The following is a 19,096-nucleotide window of genomic DNA, read 5'->3' on the forward strand; positions in this document are numbered from 1 at the left end:
GCCGTGAGACAGGGCGTGGCACTATCCGAATATCGGGGAGTATTGTTAAAGGATGGGGGAGAGCGAATGAATATTTTGCTGGTGAGCTACTGGCCCATTCCGCATGTCGGCGGGGTCTGGCCTTTTATGCTGCAGCTCAAAAGCAGGCTGGAGAATTGGGGCCACCGCGTAGATATTATGGGGAACGGTGCTGACGAACCTGTCTATCATTTATATGGAACGGGTCGCAAAGTAGTTAAAGAGGATCTGCTGCATTTAATACATGCGAAACTGAACCCCTATAATCTGCCTGTGCTTTACCGCGATGAACTCGTGCACCGGGTGGAAATCGACCGGTATTGCATGGAACTGGCCGCTGCCTCATTTGGTCTGGCACAGTATGATGTGATCCACGCGCAGGATGTTCTCGCCGCCATTGCGCTTAACCGGGTAAGGCCTGAAACTACCGGTCTAATTACAAGTATTCACGGATCTCTTGCGAGAGAAATCAAAATTTTACTGGACGAAGACGGCCGGCGTGATTCCGCGCTTGAGAGACCGCTTGTCCATTGCTACTACCGGGCACTCGAGTACCATGGGGCGATGGCGGCCGATAAAGTGGTAACGTCTACTCACTGGCTGAAAAATGTACTGACACAAGAATACGGAGTCTCGCCGGATCATATTGAAGTTTCCCCGTACGGATTGGATTTGTACTCGTTCCAACAGAAACTTGCAGCCGGAACTTCCCTGCTTCATCCCCTGGACAAAAAGGTAATTGTCTGTCCGGCGCGTCTTGAATCGATAAAAGGGATTCATTATTTAATTGAAGCGCTCGCTGCGCTGAAACAAAGACGCAGCGACTGGGTGTGCTGGCTGATCGGAGACGGCGACAAACGCGAGGAACTGGTTGCCCAGACCCAGGCTGCAGGGCTGGCGGAAGATATCTTATTCTTCGGGTACCGGGACGATGTGCCGGCCGTGCTTCAAATTTCGGATATTTTCGTGCACCCGAGCGTCCAGGACAATCAGCCTTTTGCCGTGATGGAAGCGCAGGCGGCAGGCAAGCCTGCCGTCGTCTCGAGTGCGGGGGGCCTTCCGGAGATGGTGGTACACGGCGAGACGGGCTTCGTGTCTGCAATCGGTGACACCGGTACACTGGCCAGTCATCTGGAGCTTCTTCTGGAGGAAGATGCACTTCGTCTGAGGATGGGAGAGGCGGCCCGTCTTTCGGGCAGCGAGCGGTGGTCTCTGGACCGGATGACGGAGCACTTCATGAAGGCTTACTTAGCCGCTGGCCGAGGTCGAGGCCGGTTTTAAACAGCAGTTTGAATGAAAGCCGCACGACTGCATCGTGCGGCTTTTGTGTGTGCGGGTTAAGGTCCGGGAAATGAAAACGGCAGACGGAAAATGTCCCGTCTGCCGTTTGGGGGAAGATGATGTTACGGCGCGATCACGAATGCCCCGAAATGAACAGGTCCACGAATCGAGGCGCTGCCAAGTCCGCGCAGAGAAACGGTCAGGAAGTAAGGCTGTGGACCGGCCGGAACGGATGTAGCCGGCAGCGTATGCTGGAAGGAAACTGTCATGAGGTTATCCGTGATGGTCGTCAGTACGCCGGTTCCAATAAGAGCAGAATCGTCGACTTCGTAAATAACCGTTCCCGTGGGGCTGCCGACACGGATTTTTACTTGCAGGATCGGAAGCAGCGGAGTAAGGAGAAGAAGATCCGGTGCCCAGCCGATGGTTCCTTCGAACCTGAGCAGATTAGTAGAATCCGCAGGCGCCAAATTGATCGTTGCAACTCCGACCTCAGTTCCTCCCAGAAGAGGGTTCGTTAACGGAAAAGGTAGGGAGCCCCCGCCTATTAGAGCATCATTCGTCTGATAGTCTAAAATAGTCGCCATGTGTTTCATTCCCTTCAGGTAATTTGTTCTTACAGGATTAGTAAATTCATTTTTCAGCTGCTTCGTCACGGACAAGTAACCGGAGGAAAGCATCCATTTTACCCCTGTTTACTCCTCATCCAGGACAAATCCTTCGAACACAATGGGGCCTTCGACCCGTGCTTTGCTTCCAGAGGAACGGACGGTCAGGTAATACAAGGAAATTTCGGCTGAGCCCCCTCTGTCTTCTCCTTCAATCCTGGCTGTGCCGGTACGAAAGCGTGAATCTTCACTGCTTTCCAGAACTTCCCCGGACGGGTGATCTCGTCTTATCTTGATCTCCAACTCTCCGATATCAGAGGCAACCGTATTGCTCCAGGCGATGCTTGCTTTAAGGATAATCCGGCTTCCCGGCGTAATCTGATACAAGTAAAGGGGGCATAAGTATAGTTCCTGCTCTCCTGCAAGGAGAGGCAGTGCATGAGTGTGCGGAGCTATTTCTACCTTCTGGTAGTACTTATACATGTCTTTCACCTCCGTGTTTCCGGATGGATAAGTTCACATCCTTATTAGTAAGGTATGCCAGGATAATTCGCGGGACTGGATGTGCGCGTCTATTTTTCACGGTAAGGACGGGGGTCCAAGCTGAAAATGCGGTTCGAGCATTGTATACAACAGGATGTAAAAGGGGGGAGTTCGATGCGTTTAAAGGATTTAGCGGGCACCTATGACTCCGTGTTCAGCCTGGGACAGAATTGCCTGCCGGCCATTCAAATGGAGAAGCACGGATTACGTTCTTCCGCCGGTGTACTGGACTGGATGATTTCCGATTCGCTTACGGACGTAAACCGGCTGCTGGGCAGGCAATTCGACGGATTTATGGCGCTTCACAATATGAGCGTGGTCGAGCCGGATACGTTGCAGCCTAATTATCAAGTAAAAGATTCCGCTTATCAGGTAATATCCGTTCATGATTTTCCGGTTACGAGGAATTCGCCGCAGCATCTCTATACCTACCGGGAATTTAAAGAGAAGCTGGACCGCCGTATTAACCGGTTTTTGAAAAAAATAAAGGAAGATGAGCAGATTTTATTCATCCGCATGCACGGAACTTATGAAGAAACAGCGGAGCTGGAGCAGGTGCTGAGCGGACTTGTCACTCACGATTTCAAAGTCCTGCTGGTCGAATATGATCAGGTGCAGGGGATCGTCGAATTAGACTGGGCGCTGCCCCGTACTTGCGCCGTCCAGGTTCCTTATGCGGATATTTGGAATTTTAACAGCGACAAATGGTGGGAAGCTCTCTTTACGGACATTCATGCACGATAAGCAGGCAAGAGAGGAGTGGGCGACTTGAAATTAAGCGGAATTCCGGGAACTTATGATGCGATTTTTAGTTTAGGTGAGAACTGTACGCCTTCGCTTCAATTGAGAAAACTCAATTTGCGGCCATTCTCTGGTGTATTTGACTGGATGGTCTCGGAGCTGACAGATGTCAACAAGGTACTCGAGAACAGATTCGCGGGTTTTATGCAGCTCCCCAATCTCAAAGCGATCGGGATGGATTATGCAGGGGGTAATTTTCTGGTTATGGATAAAAAATACCGGCTGATCGCAGGACACGATTTTCCGGAGAGGCACAATACGATTTTCAATCTGAGCTCCTATCCGGAATACAGAGCTAAGCTCGACCGGCGGATATACCGGACTCTGCATTATATGATGCATGGCCAAAGCCTGCTGTTTGTAAGGACGGATGCATCGTTTGAGGAAGCTCAGGAACTGGAACGCGTACTGAACAAGGTCATCAGTTACGATTACCGGGTTCTCATTATTAATCATGTTAATTATGATGTCATTGAGGAATTGGATTGGCCGCTGGAGAAAATATGCGCCGTACAATGTTACAGCTTGAATCCCGCTTCATGGGAAACGCTGCTCAGGGATGTCAAGGTTCGTTAGTCAGGTGCGTTGCAGCCCGTTTTTATCTAATTCCCCGATAGCCCTCCCGCTAACTGTGCCAAAGCCATACTGTAATAACAGGAAGCAGGGACTCTGTAAGAGGACAGGGGGGAACAACGATGAAAAAACAGCGTAATGCCCTTCGGAAGCGCCGGTATGACTTAACAAGCAGGCGAGGCTATATCAATGATCCGTCTCCTAAGGTTTCGGTGATTATTCCCGTGTATAACGAACGGCGCAGACTTGCTGCCGTGATCAGGGAAGCCTACCGGGCCCATTCCAGCATAGAAGTGATTGTCGTGATCAACGGATCAACGGATGGCTCCAGGCGGCTGGCTGAAAAAATGGGTGCACGTATTATTAGTTATGCCGAGCCTCTGGGGCACGATGTCGGAAGAGCGGTCGGAGCGAGGGCGGCGCTTGGTGATATTGTGCTGTTTACGGACGGGGATATTGTAATTCCTGCCGTCAAGCTGGCTGCGTTTATACATGCGGTCGAGAGCGGGGTTGATGTGGCCATGAATACCTATATCGGACCGTCGAAGCGTTCTGCCGTACACCGGGTTATTCTAGCCAAGCACGCATTAACCGCTTTTATGCAGCGGCCTGATTTGTCGGGCACTTCTTTGACTACCATTCCGCACGCCTTAAGCCGCAGGGCTCTGGATGCGATTGGAACGGAAGTGCTCGCTGTGCCTCCCAAAGCACTCGCTGCCGCAGTCCGCAGCGGACTCCTTGTAAAAGCTGTCGAGTATGTTGCCGTAGGAGCCAAGAATCCGCTGCGCCGCAAGGGAGCCGGACGGGATCCTGTCGGAGACCTTATTGTCGGGGATCATCTTGAAGCTCTTCACTACTGGATGGAAGCAGCAGCGTTACCGGCCGGGCCGGCAGAACCGGCGGAGGAGGAAGAGAATGAAACGGCATACGAAACAAAGACGGAGCGTGAGTCCGAAGCAGCGGAGAGCTTCCGGCAGGAAGTCACGGCCGCGGAGGACCCGGAGGATTAAGCAGAAGAGTATTCAGAGGGGGCGGACGTGGCGGGTATCTACCCCGGCTGAATTAGCCGCCTCCGGTTATCACCTTGGCCGGCTGCTTGCCGGTGTATACCCCTTACAGCTGGCTGAGGTGTCAGGCGCCCGGCCTGATCCGGATGGATTGGCTGTTTATAAAATGGATATGGGCGCTTTGTGGGGCCGCCATGCCAATACGCTGGGAATAACAAAGCTGCTGGGAGAAGACTATGCGGCTGCTGCTGCTTCTTTTGCGCTCGGCTACTGTGAAGAACGGGGGCTGTCCGATCAGGGCTGGCTTCCTTTACCGACTCATCGGACAACAGCAGCCGTGGTGAAGCTGAGAAAGGACGCAGGAGCGGCAGAGACTGCCGCACTTCTCCGGGAACTTAACCGTATCCCGCTGAATGAGCTGATTCTTGTCCCGGAAGATGGGATGCATCCTGTCCGCGAAGAAATTCGTGCACTCATCCCCCCTGGAGCCAAGTTCTTGGAATCGGACGGGAAAGAGGATTTGGGGGATGGGGGATTATTCAGCAGGATACAATCGGATCTTGTCCTGGTTCTCGAAACGGGCTGCGCCTCGAAGGCCGAGGATCTTGTCCCGTTCGTGCTGCTTATAAGCAGCGGGATCGACATTGCCCTGTCGGACAGCTCATCGGATATGCCGCTGTTTCATCAAAGAGAGGATAGAGAGATTGTAAAACAATTTGTGAACTACAGTCTGGGACGCGGAGATTTGCTGGCGGATAGTTTAACAGCCGTTCCTCATGCGATGTCGAGGCAGGCGATCGAAATGATCGGCGATCATTTGTCTGATCCGGCCAAGGCGCATGCAGCAGCTCTGCTTGGAGGACTTGCGGTGGCGTCTGTGGATAATCGCGGCAAAAGGAAACAGGCCAGAGGGAGAAGACCTCTTTATGCCAGTGTGGACCTGAGTTCTGCCGGCGCGCACCTGGAGGGGCTTCGTCTGGCCATGGAGAAGAAAGGCAGCCGAATTTTGTATCCCGATAACTGGCGCAAACGCGAGTATGCGGCGGACAGGTGATCTTTTCGGCGGAAGGTTATGTTTGCGGGGCGGCCACTGGCACACCTGCATCCGGCGTCCTGCATATGTTGAAGGATAGAGCCGGGAAATTGAAAGATTAAAAAGATCAAAGGCTGCTCATAGGAGGCGTATTATGGAACGGGAAAAAAGCGCAATCCTTCGGCACATGGCGCGCTCCCATCTGGAGCTGTCCAGGATCCTGCATTATAAAAGTGAAGTATGCGCACATATGTCCGGTTTAATCGGCCAAATTCCGGATCAACATCCGACTTTTGAGGGGATCGAATCCCTGCTTAGCCAATCCGCGGGAGTAACGAAAAGCGTGACGAATTATTTAGCCTCGCTGGCGGAACTGGAAGAGGCACTCGCTACTAATCTGCAGTTGGCCGTCAAAGAATTGAGTGAAGAAGATGAAAACGAATAAGAGGGGCGGGTAGAACGGATGAGCAGAGAAGGTTCTTATATGCAAATCCTCCAGTCTGCTGCGCAGATGCAGGTAAGCATCGCATCCATTCTGGAATCCAAGGCGGCTGAAGCGGAGAAATCCCGTGCCTGGATTACGCATCATTTGAATGCCGCTCATTTTGCTTCCCATACCGACCAAGTCCAGCAGCCGCTGGAAATACACGAAGGCCTGCTGGAGCTGATCGATGCCATGACCAAAATGGAGCAGGCTCTAGGCAGACATTTGCAAATACTTGTAGGTGAAGCGGACAATGAGAATGGCGGAGGTTTGGGCCAATTTCAAGGATTTGATGGAGGGGCAATGGGATGACAGCATGGAGTGAATGCCCCGCCTGGAAACTGGATATGCTTCAATCGCTCGCTCGAAGCCAGCGGGCTTTGAGTCGTTTGCTTGAAAGTGCCGCAGTGGCTGTTCCTGCCCTTCAGCGCCATGACGCGGGTTGCGATAGCGTCATGGTGAGTTTCCAGCCGGAGCAGAAGCGGAAAGGTGTGGAAACTCCACCAAAACGAGATCTTGCCGCTAGGCCGAAGAGCTCCTGTCAAGAGAATCGTGCGATGAGAGCAAGCGGCGACAGCAGGGGGCGGGAACGGCAGGAGCGGGGTGCGGCAAGCGGCGAAGCGGCCGCCAGTATGAGTGGAACGGGAAACGTACGTGAAACACAAGTTAACGCAGCCAATAGGCGCAGCCGGGTCGGGGCAGATGCGGGAGAGAACCGCATAGCTGCGGTCATTAGTGCTGCAGAGTGTAAGAATTTCGAAGGTAGAAATGTAAGCAGCAGGCAGCAGCAAGCAGCCCCGCGCGCAAAAGGCGAAGAAGCAGTGCTTCCGCCGGAAGCACTGCTTCTTCGCCTTGCGGCGTACCACTACGCGCTGCTGCGCAAAATCGACCTGCTGCTGCCTCCGCGCCGCCATACCTCGCAGACTCCGGCAGAGCCGTGGCTGCAAGTAGGCGTATGCGCAGGCAGCAGCGGGAAACGCCGGCGGCGGGCTTAGCAAGCTCCCGCCGATGCTTGCGCGGTTAGGCAAGTCCGCGCCCGCCGTCTTTCGGCCATGCCAAGTAAGCATGGCTGAAGTGTGCGCTTATGCCCGCTGGTCATTCGGGCACAGAGGCGTCCGCAGGCTCAGCCCCAGCGGACAAGCAGGCCGCCGTGCACGAGACCGCCGCCGAACCCGTACAGCATGAGCAGGTCGCCGGGTTTGATTTTGCCCTCCCGCACACCCATATGAAGAGACAGAGGAATTGTTGCGGCGGAAGTATTGCCGTAATATTCAAGGCTGTAGAGCGTCCGGTCCATTGGAATGCCGGCACGCTCGCATAAAGATTCGATAATACGCAGGTTGGCGCTGTGGGGGATAAACCAGTCGATCTCGGAGGAATCCACACCGCTGGATTCCAGAAGGGCATGGACCCCTTTGGGGACGGTCCCGACTGCGAATTTATACACTTCTCGTCCATTCTGGACAAGCTTGCCCGCTCCGGCGAGCAATTTATCGTCTAAAGATTCCGACAGTCCCGCGCGGTACAGATGAATGCCGCCTTTTCCGTCTGAGCCGAGATGATGCCCGATAAACGCGCCCGCGTCTGCGCCTGGGACCCGTTCTACCAGGGCGGCACCGGCCCCGTCACCGAGCAGAATACACGTAGTCCGGTCCGTGTAGTCCGTAATCGCCGACATGTGGTCTGCTCCGAGCACAAGAATTTTGCGGTGGAGACCGGCGGTGACGAAAGCGTTGGCGGTATGCAGCGCATACACGAACCCGGCGCAGGTTGCATTGAGATCAAGCGCTCCGGTCGAAGGGATGCCGAAGTGCGCCTGGACGAGGCAGGAGACGGTCGGGAAAGGAAGATCCGGTGTATTCGTCGCCGTGAGAATAAGGTCCACATCGTCGACGGACACTCCGTATTCCGTCATCATGTTCTGAACAGCGGATATACACATATGGCTGGTGAATTCCCCCGGAGCGGCAATACGCCGCTCCCGCATGCCGGTACGCTGCACGATCCATTCATCATTCGTATCCACCATTTTTTCCAGGTCGTGATTCGTCAGTTTTTTGTCAGGGACATAGCTGCCGATAGCTGAGATGCGGGCCTTCGATTCCATAGTAATCACCTCGACGTTTTATTTGGTATCAAGTATTAGTATCTGGTGCTAATTTATAGTTTAAATTTACACCAGCTCCACTTTTTTGTCAAAGAGCAATGATCTCTAACATGAATAGACATGTTCTAAAGCATTTTGTAGCAAAGAAAGGAATTTACAAGAATCAGTAACTTCAGTTAATGACCCTCATGTATCTACTGAAAGACTAATTAAGAAACTAGATTCTTTACCGAAAGAGCCATTCTTTTTAGAGGCGAAAAAATACTTGGAAGACAGTAAAGTAAAATCAGTGATCCAGGATGTTTATGTATTATCTAAGACAACTCAAATAGTTGTATATAACAATACAAATAATAATACAATGAGCCTAGATGAATATATAGATAATTACAAAACGCAAACAAATGCAACAACAGCAGGAATGAATGGCGTTGTAATTACAAATGAAATGTATAGCAATGTAAATAACTCTATAATTCAACACAAAGTTACATATGATGGATATATAGGAAAGCAAGCTGATTACTTAAATATAAAAAATACACTAGAAGCTAGTACGTCACGATTTGGATCATTTTCTACATTAGCTACGAATTATCAAAACATACGTTATAAACAATCCACGTCAACCACAATAACAGCAAGTACTTACTTTTGGAGAGGCTATTATAGTGCTATAATTTATGAAGGTAGTAGTTCAGTTGGTTTCAAAACAGGATATACAAGTACAATCCTATATAATCGTGGCGCTGTACCCTATTTTAGTTATACCGACGCACACTCAGGCATACGACTAACTGAGCCGAATTTCAGTAATATGAATGCCGTCCCCACACACCTTAGAGTAGACTGGACGAATAACGATAGAAGAGATTATATCGTTTGGTACGTTACTAATTATGGAAAACCGGCTTTTAACTGGGAAGACTACGATATTCATCATATCATTCCTAGGGAATATGGCGGTACAAACAGCCCTTATAATTTAATTCCGTTGCCACGACAATATCATCAATTGTTTCACACTTCCTTTTGGAGACTATATTAATAGCAAGGGAGACTTGTTATTATGGCATCAGTAGATAAAACTATAACTGGACTAAAAGAATTATATAAGGATACGTACAGACTGATTCAATCAAGTGACGGGTATTTATATAACACAAAATGCGTGTTTAACGAACCGGCATCTACTCAACAAATTATTTCGCTTTGTAATGAGAAAAAGTGGACTCTTCCTGAAGACTATAAACAATTTTTATCGATAACAAACGGAGCTAAGATATTTTATGATGAGTACTATGGAATTTCATGGGAGTTTTTTAATATAAACGATTTATTAACCCTCCCATACTTGCAGTTTCCTGATCACTTGGTTCCGATCGCTTTTCATATTGGCGATTTCTTAGTAATTGACACTAATAAGGTAGACGGAAGCACCTACTTATCTTTTCAAGACCATGAGGAATCATTGTCCAGCCCTTCTGTAATTTTTAATTATGGATTTGACGTTTGGTTAGATAGATTAGTTATCTGTCAGGGGACTAAATTTTGGGAATGGAAATAAGAAGAATTAAAACAAAGACACGGACTAGTTAAAGTTAAAACCCTCTTAGCGTCCATTTGGATGTTAAGAGGGTTTTGCTATTTATTCTCCTAAAGAATAGGGATGGAGTTGGAGTTGTTCTACGGCGGATTAAGAAAAATCCGTGAGAAATAAAATCCGGCTTCTCTTAGTATCGCGTCAAATTAGCCGACCCCTTAGCTTTACACCCGTCTCTGTGCAACTGCCCGGTCGAGCCGCTGCATGGCTTCCTCCAGGGTCTGGCGGGTACAGCCTACGTTCATCCGCATGAATCCTTCCCCGTCCTGTCCAAATGAATTTCCTGCATTCAAGGCAAGTTTAGCTTCATCCAGCAGAAAACGGGCAAGCTCTTCGCCGCTGAGACCGAGCTCCCGGAAATCAATCCACAACAGATAAGTGGCCTCCGGCTGATTGACTTTAAGTTCCGGGATGTTCTGCTGAATATACTCCCGGACGTATGTCATGTTTCCCTGAATGTATTCGAGCAGAGCGTCGAGCCATTCCCCGCCTTCCCTGTAAGCCGCTTCGGTTGCAGCGAGTCCTGTCGGCGTGATGGAACTGAGCGAGTAGCGCTGCAGAGCTTTGCGGAAAGCCGAGCGGAGCTTGGGGTTAGGGATGATCATATTGGCTGTGTTCAGACCGGCCATATTGAACGTCTTGCTCGGCGCTGTACAAATCACGGAGCATTGCTCCGCTTCTGTGGAGACGGCCGCAAAAGGTGTATGGGCTCCGGCTTCGAACACGAGGTCCGCATGAATTTCGTCGGAGACGACAATAACGCCTCGGCTCGTGCAAATCTCTGCCAGCCGCTCCAGCTCGGACCGGGTCCAGACCCGGCCCACCGGATTGTGCGGGCTGCACAGGATCAGCATTTTGACCGGATGGGCATCAAGGTCCTGCTCCAGCCGGTCAAAATCCATGGTGTAATCCCCTTCAGCCGATAGATGAAGAGGGTTCAGCACGAGCTGTCGGCCGTGGTTCTTGACCACCTGGTAGAAAGGCGGGTAAACCGGTGTCTGGATCATAACGGCCTCGCCCGGTTTGGTGTAGCACTCCACCATCAAGCTCAGTGCGGGCACAACGCCCGGACAGAACTGAATCCAGTCGTGCCGGATGTCCCAGTTATGCCGCGATTTCATCCAGCCGGCAATAGCCTCCAGGTAGGAGTCTGTAATGTAACTATAACCGAGTACGCCATGTTCGGCGCGTTCTTGCAAGGCGCGGATCACGGCAGGCGGCGCGGCGAAATCCATGTCGGCTACCCACAGCGGCAGAATATCGGATGAGCCGTACACGACGTCGGTACGATCCCATTTTAGCGAAGCGGAATTGATGCGGTTAATTGGAATGTGGAAGTTCATAGCAGTTTCCTCCTGAATGATGTATAGAGCGCTTGTAGGCCTTGAAAGTGCATGTATATGTATGTTGTGCCGGAAAAGCAGGCCCGGTGCAACCTGGGGTCCTCATCTCCTTATAGTAGTGGCAGAACGCTTGCTAATCAAGCGGGGACTGCCAGGATGTGCAGGAACGCCTGGGAGAGTGGGATCACAGAAGGGTGCGGATATCATAGAGTGAAAAGGGAGATTCTATAGCTTGCCAATCTTAATGCGGGTGGGATATGATTGTTTTTTGCAACATATCTTAAACACTAAGAATACTCGGAACGCGGTGTTACACGGGTATGCGAGGTTATTCTAGTGCTGAATCGACAAGGAGTCTGTTTCTATGAAGTTATTCTTATCCACAATACAATGGCTGGTTTTCATCCTGGCAGGCAGTCTTGTTGCACCCCTCGCTGTAGGGAACGTGCTGGGTCTTCCACCGGAGGAAATCGCCTCTTTCATGCAGCGCACCTTTTTGTTAATCGGAGTCTCCGCTCTGTTACAAACCTTATTCGGGCACAAGCTGCCCATGATGGAAGGCCCGGCCGGATTATGGTGGGGTGTTTTTGTTGTTTATGCCGGTTTGATTGCTTCCGGTTCGCTCGCTCTGACTGACGGTCTCCGTCAACTGGAGATGGGCATGCTTATTACGGGCGGACTGTTCCTGCTGCTTGGCGCCATGGGCTGGATCGGCAAGATCCGCAAACTGTTTACGCCGCTTGTGACCGGTACGTATCTGATCATTCTCGTCGCGCAGCTCAGCGGTTCCTTTATGAAAGGGCTGTTCGGGATCGGATATTTGACTGACGAGGTGGATGTGCGGGTGGCGCTTCCAGCCTTCGGGGTGCTTCTGATCGCTATGCTGCTGCCTAGAAGCCGATTCGGATTTCTGCGCAATTATTCCGTGCTGATTTCGCTCCTCGCGGGATGGCTGCTCTTTATCGCTCTTGGGATCGCGCCGGAGGTTCTTCCGGCTGCTTCGGCATTTGATATCCCGGGGATCTTCGAGTGGGGGCTGCCGCAGTGGGATGCGGGTGTTCTTCCGACCTCGATTCTTATCGGTCTGCTGCTGCTGGCGAATCTGATTGCAAGTATTGCCGTCGTTGAAAAAGTTGTAGCCAAGAGCCAGCCGGACATGCCGCCTGTCGACTACAACCGCACCAGCCTGATAATGGGCGTATCCACCGCACTGGGCGGTGTATTCTCAGCCATGGGCTGTGTGCCGATATCCGGCACCGCCGGCTTCATGCTGACCACGGGGCTTGTGAAGCGGCTGCCGTTTATTCTGGCAGCCGCGGGTATCGCCCTGGTCAGTTTCTTCCCGCCGGTTACGGCGGTGCTGACTTCGCTGCCGATGCCGGTGGGCTATGCGGTTATCTTCATACCGTTCGCTTCCATGATCGGTCTGGCGCTTCGTGAGTACCAGTCGCTCCAGGGCGGCGACCGTGATTTCTTCATCATCGGCGTGTCGCTGATGATCGGGATCGGCAGCCTGTTCGTTCCGGCCCAGGCGATCGCCCACCTGCCCGGGTTGATCCGCACCATCGCTAACAACGGACTGGTGCTCGGGATGCTGGTCTGTATCCTATTGGAGCAGCTGTTCATTTACCGTGAAAAAGCTGCTTTGCGCGGCAAGGACGGAACGAACGCTTCCAGTTAATTTGACCTGCTGACATGGATTCGTCTCTGCCGCCCTTTCAAGCGGGCGTTTTCATCTTGCGCCAGTTTGCCGCAGGAGGAACGGCTTGTCGGATTTGTAACGTATGTCTTTACAGGTTAATGGAGCGGAATCCAGCGTATATAAGCAGGACTGGGAGAATATTCGGGTTAATTGGGAATTGCACGAGAAAAAGCAGGGGAGAGATTCCCCTGCTTTTTCTATGTTTATGAGGAAGAGCGGAGGCAGCCTGTAAAGGAGCCTGTATGAGGCTTGGGCCGACTTCGTGCTGCATGCAAGCGCCAGACACGCAGATCGGCCGAGTTTCCTTCGGGGGGTGCAGTTTTTGCCAGGCTTATGCATCTTCTTAATTCTTGACCGCCTCGTATACAAAGGTCTGCTTGCTGCTGCTGGGTTGTTTCCCGTGTTCAAAATCCGCAGATACGTTCACATCCGTGAATCCGATGCTTTCCAATAACAATTTGAATTCCTCCACTCCGTACCAGCGCAGCGCAAAACGCTGCAATTCGGTCTGGATGAGCGTGCCGTTCCGCCATTTTTCATACTTTAGATGATTGACTTTGGACTGGCTGAAGAGATCCGCTTCCACGAGCCTGTTCTCCAAGGTAATCGTATCTCCGTCAGGAAGATGGAAGGTAGAGATGCCTTCGAGACGCCCCGCTTCAAAATTAGGATCGGGCAGAAACAAATCCAGCAGCAGACGGCCGCCGGGTTCCAGATGCTCGTAGAGCCGCTTCAAGGCTTGGACGGATTGTTGACGGTCTTCGATCAGCAGAAACGAACCGCCCGGAATAAGAATAGCTTCATATTTGTGGGGTAGAGCCAGCTCCTGCAGATTCGATTCGTATAAATTTGCCGCGAGCCCGCGCTCTTCACAGCGCTGACGGCACGAGGCGAGCATATCGCGGGAGTAATCCATTCCGTCTACCTGAAGACCCGATTCAAGCAGCGGGATCAAGACCCTTCCGGAACCGGCCATTGCTTCCAGGATGCGTCCTTTGCAATGCTTTAATTTATTCTGATAATAGTCCAGATCGCCGTTTAGCGATTGGCCTATTTTTTTGGTATGGTCGTAGACCTCTGTACAAAGCGGACCGTATTGACTAAAAGACATGGATTTTTCCTCCGTTGGCTGTTGGGGTTATACGGAAGGGATTCAGCGGCATAGCGCTTCCTTCGGTTCTCAAGTACGTTCATTATAGAATTAAAGAAAATCCGTAACAAGGGGACAAACGAGTATAAAAAATTTTTCACACCAAGCCATTACATTTTACGGTTCGAAGAGAAATTATTATGCATCAATTTATGTTCAGGAAGAAAGAAGTTACGATTTAAATCCGCAGGAAATGCGGGCAAAAGGGATAACTTAACGTGACTAACGCAGGCGTGCCAGGGTGACCCGTCATAATGAGCCGAGGTTGTACCCAAATTAGGGGAATAGTGATAGAATGTTAAATTAATTCATCGATGAACGAAAGATAAGGTGTGCGATGCTTAATTTAGCGATCCTAATGGTACTTGGTTCAGGTTTCCTGCATTCGATCTGGAACTTATATACGAAGAAAAGTCTCAACAAAAATGTGTTTCTTTGGTTTTGCCAGCTGGCGGCTTTTTTAATATTTTTGCCGTGGACCCTTATGGAATGGGATGCTTCCCAATTAACGGGAACTGGTTTGTGGATCGTTCTTGCTTCCATGTGCCTGCATGGACTATATATGACCCTGCTGGCAGCTGCCTATACCGTAGGAGATTTATCGCAAGTTTATCCGATTATGAGAGGCATCAGCCCTTTATTAGTTCCGCTCATCGGGGTGACCCTGCTTGATGAACAGCTATCACCTATGGGCTGGCTAGGTATAATCTGCATAGTGACGGGAATTGCTGCGCTCAGTAATGTTCAGCTGTTCAAACGCAGTAGCTCTGCCTCACTCAAAGCACCCTTGCTGGCCTTGGCCGTGGGCTTATGCATAGCCAGTTATATTGTAGTGGACAAAATAGCTCTGAATTATGTATCCGCCGTCGTATTGAATGAAGCAACCAATGTCGGAGGGATCTTGGCTCTTTCGTGGGCTGCTTTTTCGTCGGGAGGAATGAGGAAGGAAGTCAAGGTGAACTGGAAAATCATCTTGCTTGGCGGGCTTCTCGCTCCCGGGGGCTATCTTTTGTTCTTGTTTGCCTTGTCTCTCGCCCCTGTCGCGCAGCTTGCTCCTATGAGGGAGATCGGTACGGTATTCGGAACGGTTATGGGTATCTTCATCTTAAGGGAGAAACAAGGGGCTAGACGTTTGTTTACTTCTATTTTAATTACCGCAGGAATTATTATTGTGGGGTTGTGGGGGTAATTAGAGACGGCTAAAAGCTTGTATTAGAACTTACCCGGTCTTGATTTAGCCCTGGTTCATGGTGTACTGCATCATGATCCGCTCGTTACTGGAGCCTGATCACTTAGGCTCCAGTCTTTTTAATTGGACGAGAAGTAATCGGATCAGATCAGGGGTACGCTGGAGGTCGACAAAATTCTCAAAGTTAGAAATAAAAAGGAACATACGTTTGCATTAGATGGTATTTCATGGTACATTATCCATATAAATTATGGACAGGAGAGTTGAGATGCTTGCCAAACCGAACGAGACATTGAAACAATTCGCAGATTTTCTGTTATGGGTGGGAGAATTGAGGCGAACAGGCCAGAACCTTTGGTTAGTTCCTATATCTGCAGGCAAATGGTCTCTTAGAGAGGTTCTTACTCACTTGATGTACTGGGATAAGAACAATTTAGAAACGATGGTTCCCCTAATGACAGAGGGAGCTCAGTTATTCTTCGTGGATATTGAGAAGCATAACCAGGAAGCCGCAGCATGGGCCCAGTCCTACCGGACTTTAGATGCGCTTATTGATGATGTAATCGCAGTGCGACAACAGCTTCTTGAATTGCTTGAAGTAAAGTATGATAATACCACTGCCTTCACAATTGATTACGAGGACTATACATACCGGAAGTTTGTTGATGTATTTATTCATCATGACGAGCATCATAAGAAACAAATCGAAGCCTTCTTGGTTCAAGAGAAAGTTACATAGGATTGAGTAGATTTTCCTTCTAAGTACCTCAAACTCCTGATAGCTAAGGTTCCAGGGTATTTTATTAGCAAGTTCAGTCCGGCGGCTATCGTACTTACGAATTCAAGAGGGAGAATGGAGTATGTTAGCAACGAGAGATATTGAATCGGTATGGGAAAAGTTTGACTCGTTTCCTATGGAGACCTTAACCAAAGCCTGGTACTATCGTAGAACGAGTGGAAGCAAGCAAAGAGATATCTCATTAATGAAGGAACACCATGAGCAATATGGGATTACAGGCAACTGCTTTGACCTTGCCATCTGGCTGCTGCATGAGTTTGGCCAGCAAGGCATAGAGGCGTATCCGATTGGCCATCATTTGGGGACGCCTCATGCACATGTAGCTGTCATAGCCAAGAATGCGAACGGGAAGAGGTATCTATGCGATCTCGGAGATCAATGGCTTAAACCGATACTCGTAGATGCAGACAGTGAGGATTTTACATCGGATCGGCTGGCAGTTTTTTTTCCTGCGGCAGACGTTCAAGTTACTTCTCAGAAGGATGTCTTACTAATTTCTTATCATAGACCGAATGGCAGAATCAGCAGACAAGAATTCTCACTGGAGCCTTTGGATAGAAGCACGTTCATGGGTGCAGCCGAAATCTCCCAGAACACTTTAAAAAAGCCGCCTTTATTGGAATGCAGAGTTCCTTATAAAACTGAAATCGCACACTGGGAGTTTTATAACGGGTCAAGCTTTATGAGTACTACCGAAGGAATAATAAATGAACCAGAGACAGGTGATAAGGAAGTTTGGCGTGAAAGGATACGTCAAAAGACAGGTTATAGTAAAGAATTTCTTCTGGAGTCGATCCTGTAAGGCTATAAGCCTGGGCTTTCAGTTACTTTGCAATTTTCTTGTCGCTGGACAGAGACCGCTCGTTACACAGACTCCTTTTTTTGTAAAAATTATTGTGATATGCTTCGATCAGGCATATAATTGGAATATAAATACATACCAACCGGTAATTATACAAACAGATTACTGCTTTACTTTTAAGGGAGGTGATGCTGGTTTAAAGCAGAAAAATGTAAGCGCTTTTGTATTTGAAAACCCAAATCTGAGGAGGAACGAATGATGAATTTGGCTTTACCGAACCACACTTTGCTGCACAAGCTGGTTGCCGCTTGCGGTATGCTGCTGATGATTGCTGTCCTGATGCTTCTGTTTCCCAACACAAGCTCGGCTCACGGGTATTTGGATGTGCCCGCCAGCCGTGCGCTTTTATGCAAAACTAAAGTGAATACGGATTGTGGCGGTGCCGCATACGAGCCGCAAAGCGCCGAAGCGGGTAAAGGCTTCCCTAACGGAGGCCCTGGCGACGGTCATATCGCGAGCGCGGGTAACACTTTCCCCAAACTAGATGAGCAAACCTCGACCCGTTGGAGCAAAGTTCCTATGACGGCAGGACCTCAGGCTTTCAAATGGCAGTTGAATGCCGCACACGCTACAACCACCTTTAAGTATTTCATCACCAAGCCAGGCTGGAATCCGAATGCTCCTCTGACGAGAGCATCCTTCGATCTGACGCCTTTCTGCCAAGAAGATTTTAACGGTGCGAGCCCTGCCAACTATCACACGACGAATTGTAACGTTCCCGAAAGAACCGGTTATCATGTTATCCTGGCGATCTGGGAAGTTTCGGGAGCGCCTACAGCTTACGTTAACGTAACGGATGTAGATTTCGGTGGAGGCAGCACACTTCCCGCTCCAACGAACCTGGCTTCCGCAGCCGTTACGGACAACAGTGTTTCCTTGAACTGGTCAGCCGTAGCCGGAGCGTCAAGCTATCAAGTATACCGCAATAACGTGGCCGTAGGTACGACGTCCTCGACTTCTTTCACAAGCACGGGCTTGTCGAGCGGCACAACCTACAGCTTTACCGTAGCGGCAATCGATTCCTCAGGCAAAGCATCCGCAGCTTCTTCCGTATTGGCGGTCAAGACGACAGGCAGCGGCGGTGCGGGTACGTATGCAGCCTGGAGCGCGTCTACCGTATATGTAGGCGGTAACAAAGTTTCTTACAACGGTGTCAATTATGAAGCCAAATGGTGGACATTAGGCGAAACTCCAACCGGCACCAACGTTTGGAAGGTTATTCCTTAAAGATTACGCAGTTAGCCCTGGAGGCAAGTCCTCCAGGGCTTTTTGCCGAATATGAAGTCCTGTGCGAGCAGGGGCCGGATGACAAGAACATGCGTGCATAAGAGGCCGCTGTCGGAGAACAAGACCATCTATGCTTTACAATCGCGTAACAGCAGCCATTGTTATTTAATGATATAAGCTCTTGTCACTGACTTGTGACAAGAGCTTATATCGTTTGTCGTAGTAGAACAAGAACATATATCGTTAACCACTAAGTAAATGGAGCGAGACGTTTGTTGACATAATAGGACTACACGTGTAGTATATGAGTTGTAGGCCTACGTCTGTAATCCTTTTACATGTAACAGGAGGTTTCTAGCATGAAATTACCACAAATCACAGATGCAGAATGGGAAGTTATGAAAATCCTCTGGGCGAGGGAGGAATGTCCATCCAGCGAAATTGTTAAACAACTAACGGAAACAACGGACTGGAGTCCGAAGACGATTCGTACACTGCTTAACCGCCTGGTGCAGAAGGAAGCGGTTGGAATCAACAAGGACGAATCGCGACGAGCCCAAATGTTTTATCCATTGGTTTCAGAAAATGAGTATTTGCAAAGTGAAACCAAAACTTTTCTGCAAAAATTGTACGGTGGAGCCATTAAACCGATGCTTGCGAATTTCCTGCAGGAGAAAAAACTGACGGAACAGGAAATCAATGAGCTGAAACAATTATTCGATGATAACAAGAGCGATGCTGACAAATCGAAGACGGACATATAGCC

The 19,096-nt window shown here is 49.9% G+C and carries 21 protein-coding genes; 16 read left to right on the plus strand and 5 right to left on the minus strand.

From position 1 onward, the window contains the following. The first annotated feature begins 66 nt into the window (after positions 1–66). Positions 67–1,299: a glycosyltransferase family 4 protein gene (locus tag AR333_RS03920; RefSeq protein ID WP_068774007.1), complete on the plus strand. Its 1,233-nt coding sequence runs from the start codon at positions 67–69 to the stop codon at positions 1,297–1,299. 122 nt (positions 1,300–1,421) lie between these two features. Here the strand turns inward: AR333_RS03920 and AR333_RS03925 are convergent, their stop codons facing one another. Beyond that, positions 1,422–1,886, minus strand: coding sequence for a hypothetical protein (locus AR333_RS03925; RefSeq protein ID WP_068775111.1), 465 nt, complete (start codon positions 1,884–1,886; stop codon positions 1,422–1,424). 108 nt (positions 1,887–1,994) lie between these two features. Beyond that, positions 1,995–2,390 (minus strand): hypothetical protein, encoded by a 396-nt coding sequence (locus AR333_RS03930; RefSeq protein WP_068774008.1) that lies wholly within the window; start codon positions 2,388–2,390, stop codon positions 1,995–1,997. Between the two features lie 174 nt (positions 2,391–2,564). On the opposite strand from AR333_RS03930, the gene AR333_RS03935 reads away from it, so the two are divergent. The 7 genes from AR333_RS03935 (at position 2,565) to AR333_RS03965 (ending at position 7,343) form a co-directional block, all read left to right on the plus strand. Next, positions 2,565–3,194 carry a DUF1796 family putative cysteine peptidase gene (locus tag AR333_RS03935; RefSeq protein ID WP_068774009.1) on the plus strand — a complete coding sequence of 210 codons (630 nt, stop codon included), beginning with the start codon at positions 2,565–2,567 and terminating at the stop codon, positions 3,192–3,194. Positions 3,195–3,218: 24 nt separating this feature from the next. After that, the gene (locus AR333_RS03940; protein ID WP_068774010.1) at positions 3,219–3,827 is read left to right on the plus strand and encodes a DUF1796 family putative cysteine peptidase; all 609 of its coding nucleotides are present in this window, start codon (positions 3,219–3,221) and stop codon (positions 3,825–3,827) included. Between the two features lie 119 nt (positions 3,828–3,946). Then, positions 3,947–4,834, plus strand: coding sequence for a glycosyltransferase (locus AR333_RS03945; RefSeq protein ID WP_084783491.1), 888 nt, complete (start codon positions 3,947–3,949; stop codon positions 4,832–4,834). Then, complete coding sequence (locus AR333_RS03950; protein ID WP_156430824.1) at positions 4,740–5,885, plus strand: hypothetical protein; 1,146 nt, start codon at positions 4,740–4,742, stop codon at positions 5,883–5,885. Before AR333_RS03945 ends, AR333_RS03950 begins: the two co-directional genes overlap by 95 nt. A 133-nt stretch (positions 5,886–6,018) precedes the next feature. Then, the gene (locus AR333_RS03955) at positions 6,019–6,309 is read left to right on the plus strand and encodes a hypothetical protein (protein WP_068774012.1); all 291 of its coding nucleotides are present in this window, start codon (positions 6,019–6,021) and stop codon (positions 6,307–6,309) included. An 18-nt stretch (positions 6,310–6,327) separates the two neighbouring features. Then, entirely contained in the window at positions 6,328–6,660 is a 333-nt protein-coding gene (locus AR333_RS03960; protein WP_068774013.1) for a hypothetical protein, read from the plus strand. Further along, on the plus strand, positions 6,657–7,343 hold the full coding sequence (locus AR333_RS03965; protein WP_068774014.1) for a hypothetical protein: 687 nt from the start codon (positions 6,657–6,659) through the stop codon (positions 7,341–7,343). The genes AR333_RS03960 and AR333_RS03965 overlap by 4 nt, the downstream gene beginning before the upstream one ends. A gap of 128 nt (positions 7,344–7,471) precedes the next feature. Here AR333_RS03965 and AR333_RS03970 read toward each other — a convergent pair whose 3' ends face one another. Beyond that, on the minus strand, positions 7,472–8,455 hold the full coding sequence (locus AR333_RS03970) for a ketoacyl-ACP synthase III (protein WP_068774015.1): 984 nt from the start codon (positions 8,453–8,455) through the stop codon (positions 7,472–7,474). Positions 8,456–8,720: 265 nt separating this feature from the next. Between AR333_RS03970 and AR333_RS24515 the strand changes: the two genes are divergently transcribed. Both AR333_RS24515 and AR333_RS03975 read left to right on the plus strand, forming a co-directional pair. Beyond that, positions 8,721–9,503, plus strand: coding sequence for an HNH endonuclease signature motif containing protein (locus tag AR333_RS24515; protein WP_156430825.1), 783 nt, complete (start codon positions 8,721–8,723; stop codon positions 9,501–9,503). 21 nt (positions 9,504–9,524) lie between these two features. Further along, positions 9,525–10,022 (plus strand): SMI1/KNR4 family protein, encoded by a 498-nt coding sequence (locus tag AR333_RS03975; protein WP_068774016.1) that lies wholly within the window; start codon positions 9,525–9,527, stop codon positions 10,020–10,022. A gap of 200 nt (positions 10,023–10,222) precedes the next feature. On the opposite strand, the gene AR333_RS03980 is transcribed toward AR333_RS03975, so the two are convergent. Then, complete coding sequence (locus tag AR333_RS03980; RefSeq protein ID WP_068774017.1) at positions 10,223–11,401, minus strand: MalY/PatB family protein; 1,179 nt, start codon at positions 11,399–11,401, stop codon at positions 10,223–10,225. Between the two features lie 364 nt (positions 11,402–11,765). On the opposite strand from AR333_RS03980, the gene AR333_RS03985 reads away from it, so the two are divergent. Beyond that, entirely contained in the window at positions 11,766–13,082 is a 1,317-nt protein-coding gene (locus AR333_RS03985) for a purine/pyrimidine permease (RefSeq protein WP_068774018.1), read from the plus strand. Between the two features lie 364 nt (positions 13,083–13,446). Here the strand turns inward: AR333_RS03985 and AR333_RS03990 are convergent, their stop codons facing one another. Continuing rightward, on the minus strand, positions 13,447–14,214 hold the full coding sequence (locus tag AR333_RS03990) for a class I SAM-dependent methyltransferase (protein ID WP_068774019.1): 768 nt from the start codon (positions 14,212–14,214) through the stop codon (positions 13,447–13,449). A 397-nt stretch (positions 14,215–14,611) separates the two neighbouring features. On the opposite strand from AR333_RS03990, the gene AR333_RS03995 reads away from it, so the two are divergent. The 5 genes from AR333_RS03995 (at position 14,612) to AR333_RS04015 (ending at position 19,094) form a co-directional block, all read left to right on the plus strand. After that, the gene (locus AR333_RS03995; protein ID WP_253735783.1) at positions 14,612–15,442 is read left to right on the plus strand and encodes a DMT family transporter; all 831 of its coding nucleotides are present in this window, start codon (positions 14,612–14,614) and stop codon (positions 15,440–15,442) included. Between the two features lie 268 nt (positions 15,443–15,710). Further along, complete coding sequence (locus AR333_RS24145) at positions 15,711–16,181, plus strand: DinB family protein (RefSeq protein ID WP_172798798.1); 471 nt, start codon at positions 15,711–15,713, stop codon at positions 16,179–16,181. Between the two features lie 121 nt (positions 16,182–16,302). After that, a complete protein-coding gene (locus AR333_RS04005) occupies positions 16,303–17,043 on the plus strand; it encodes a hypothetical protein (protein ID WP_068774021.1) in 741 nt (246 codons plus the stop codon). A gap of 258 nt (positions 17,044–17,301) precedes the next feature. Then, on the plus strand, positions 17,302–18,330 hold the full coding sequence (locus AR333_RS04010) for a lytic polysaccharide monooxygenase (RefSeq protein WP_068774022.1): 1,029 nt from the start codon (positions 17,302–17,304) through the stop codon (positions 18,328–18,330). Positions 18,331–18,689: 359 nt separating this feature from the next. Continuing rightward, positions 18,690–19,094, plus strand: a complete 405-nt coding sequence (locus AR333_RS04015) for a BlaI/MecI/CopY family transcriptional regulator (protein WP_068774023.1) — start codon at positions 18,690–18,692, stop codon at positions 19,092–19,094. The last annotated feature ends 2 nt before the right edge of the window (positions 19,095–19,096 follow it).

The organism is Paenibacillus sp. FJAT-26967, assembly GCF_001541095.1.
Lineage (GTDB): Bacteria > Bacillota > Bacilli > Paenibacillales > NBRC-103111 > Paenibacillus_F.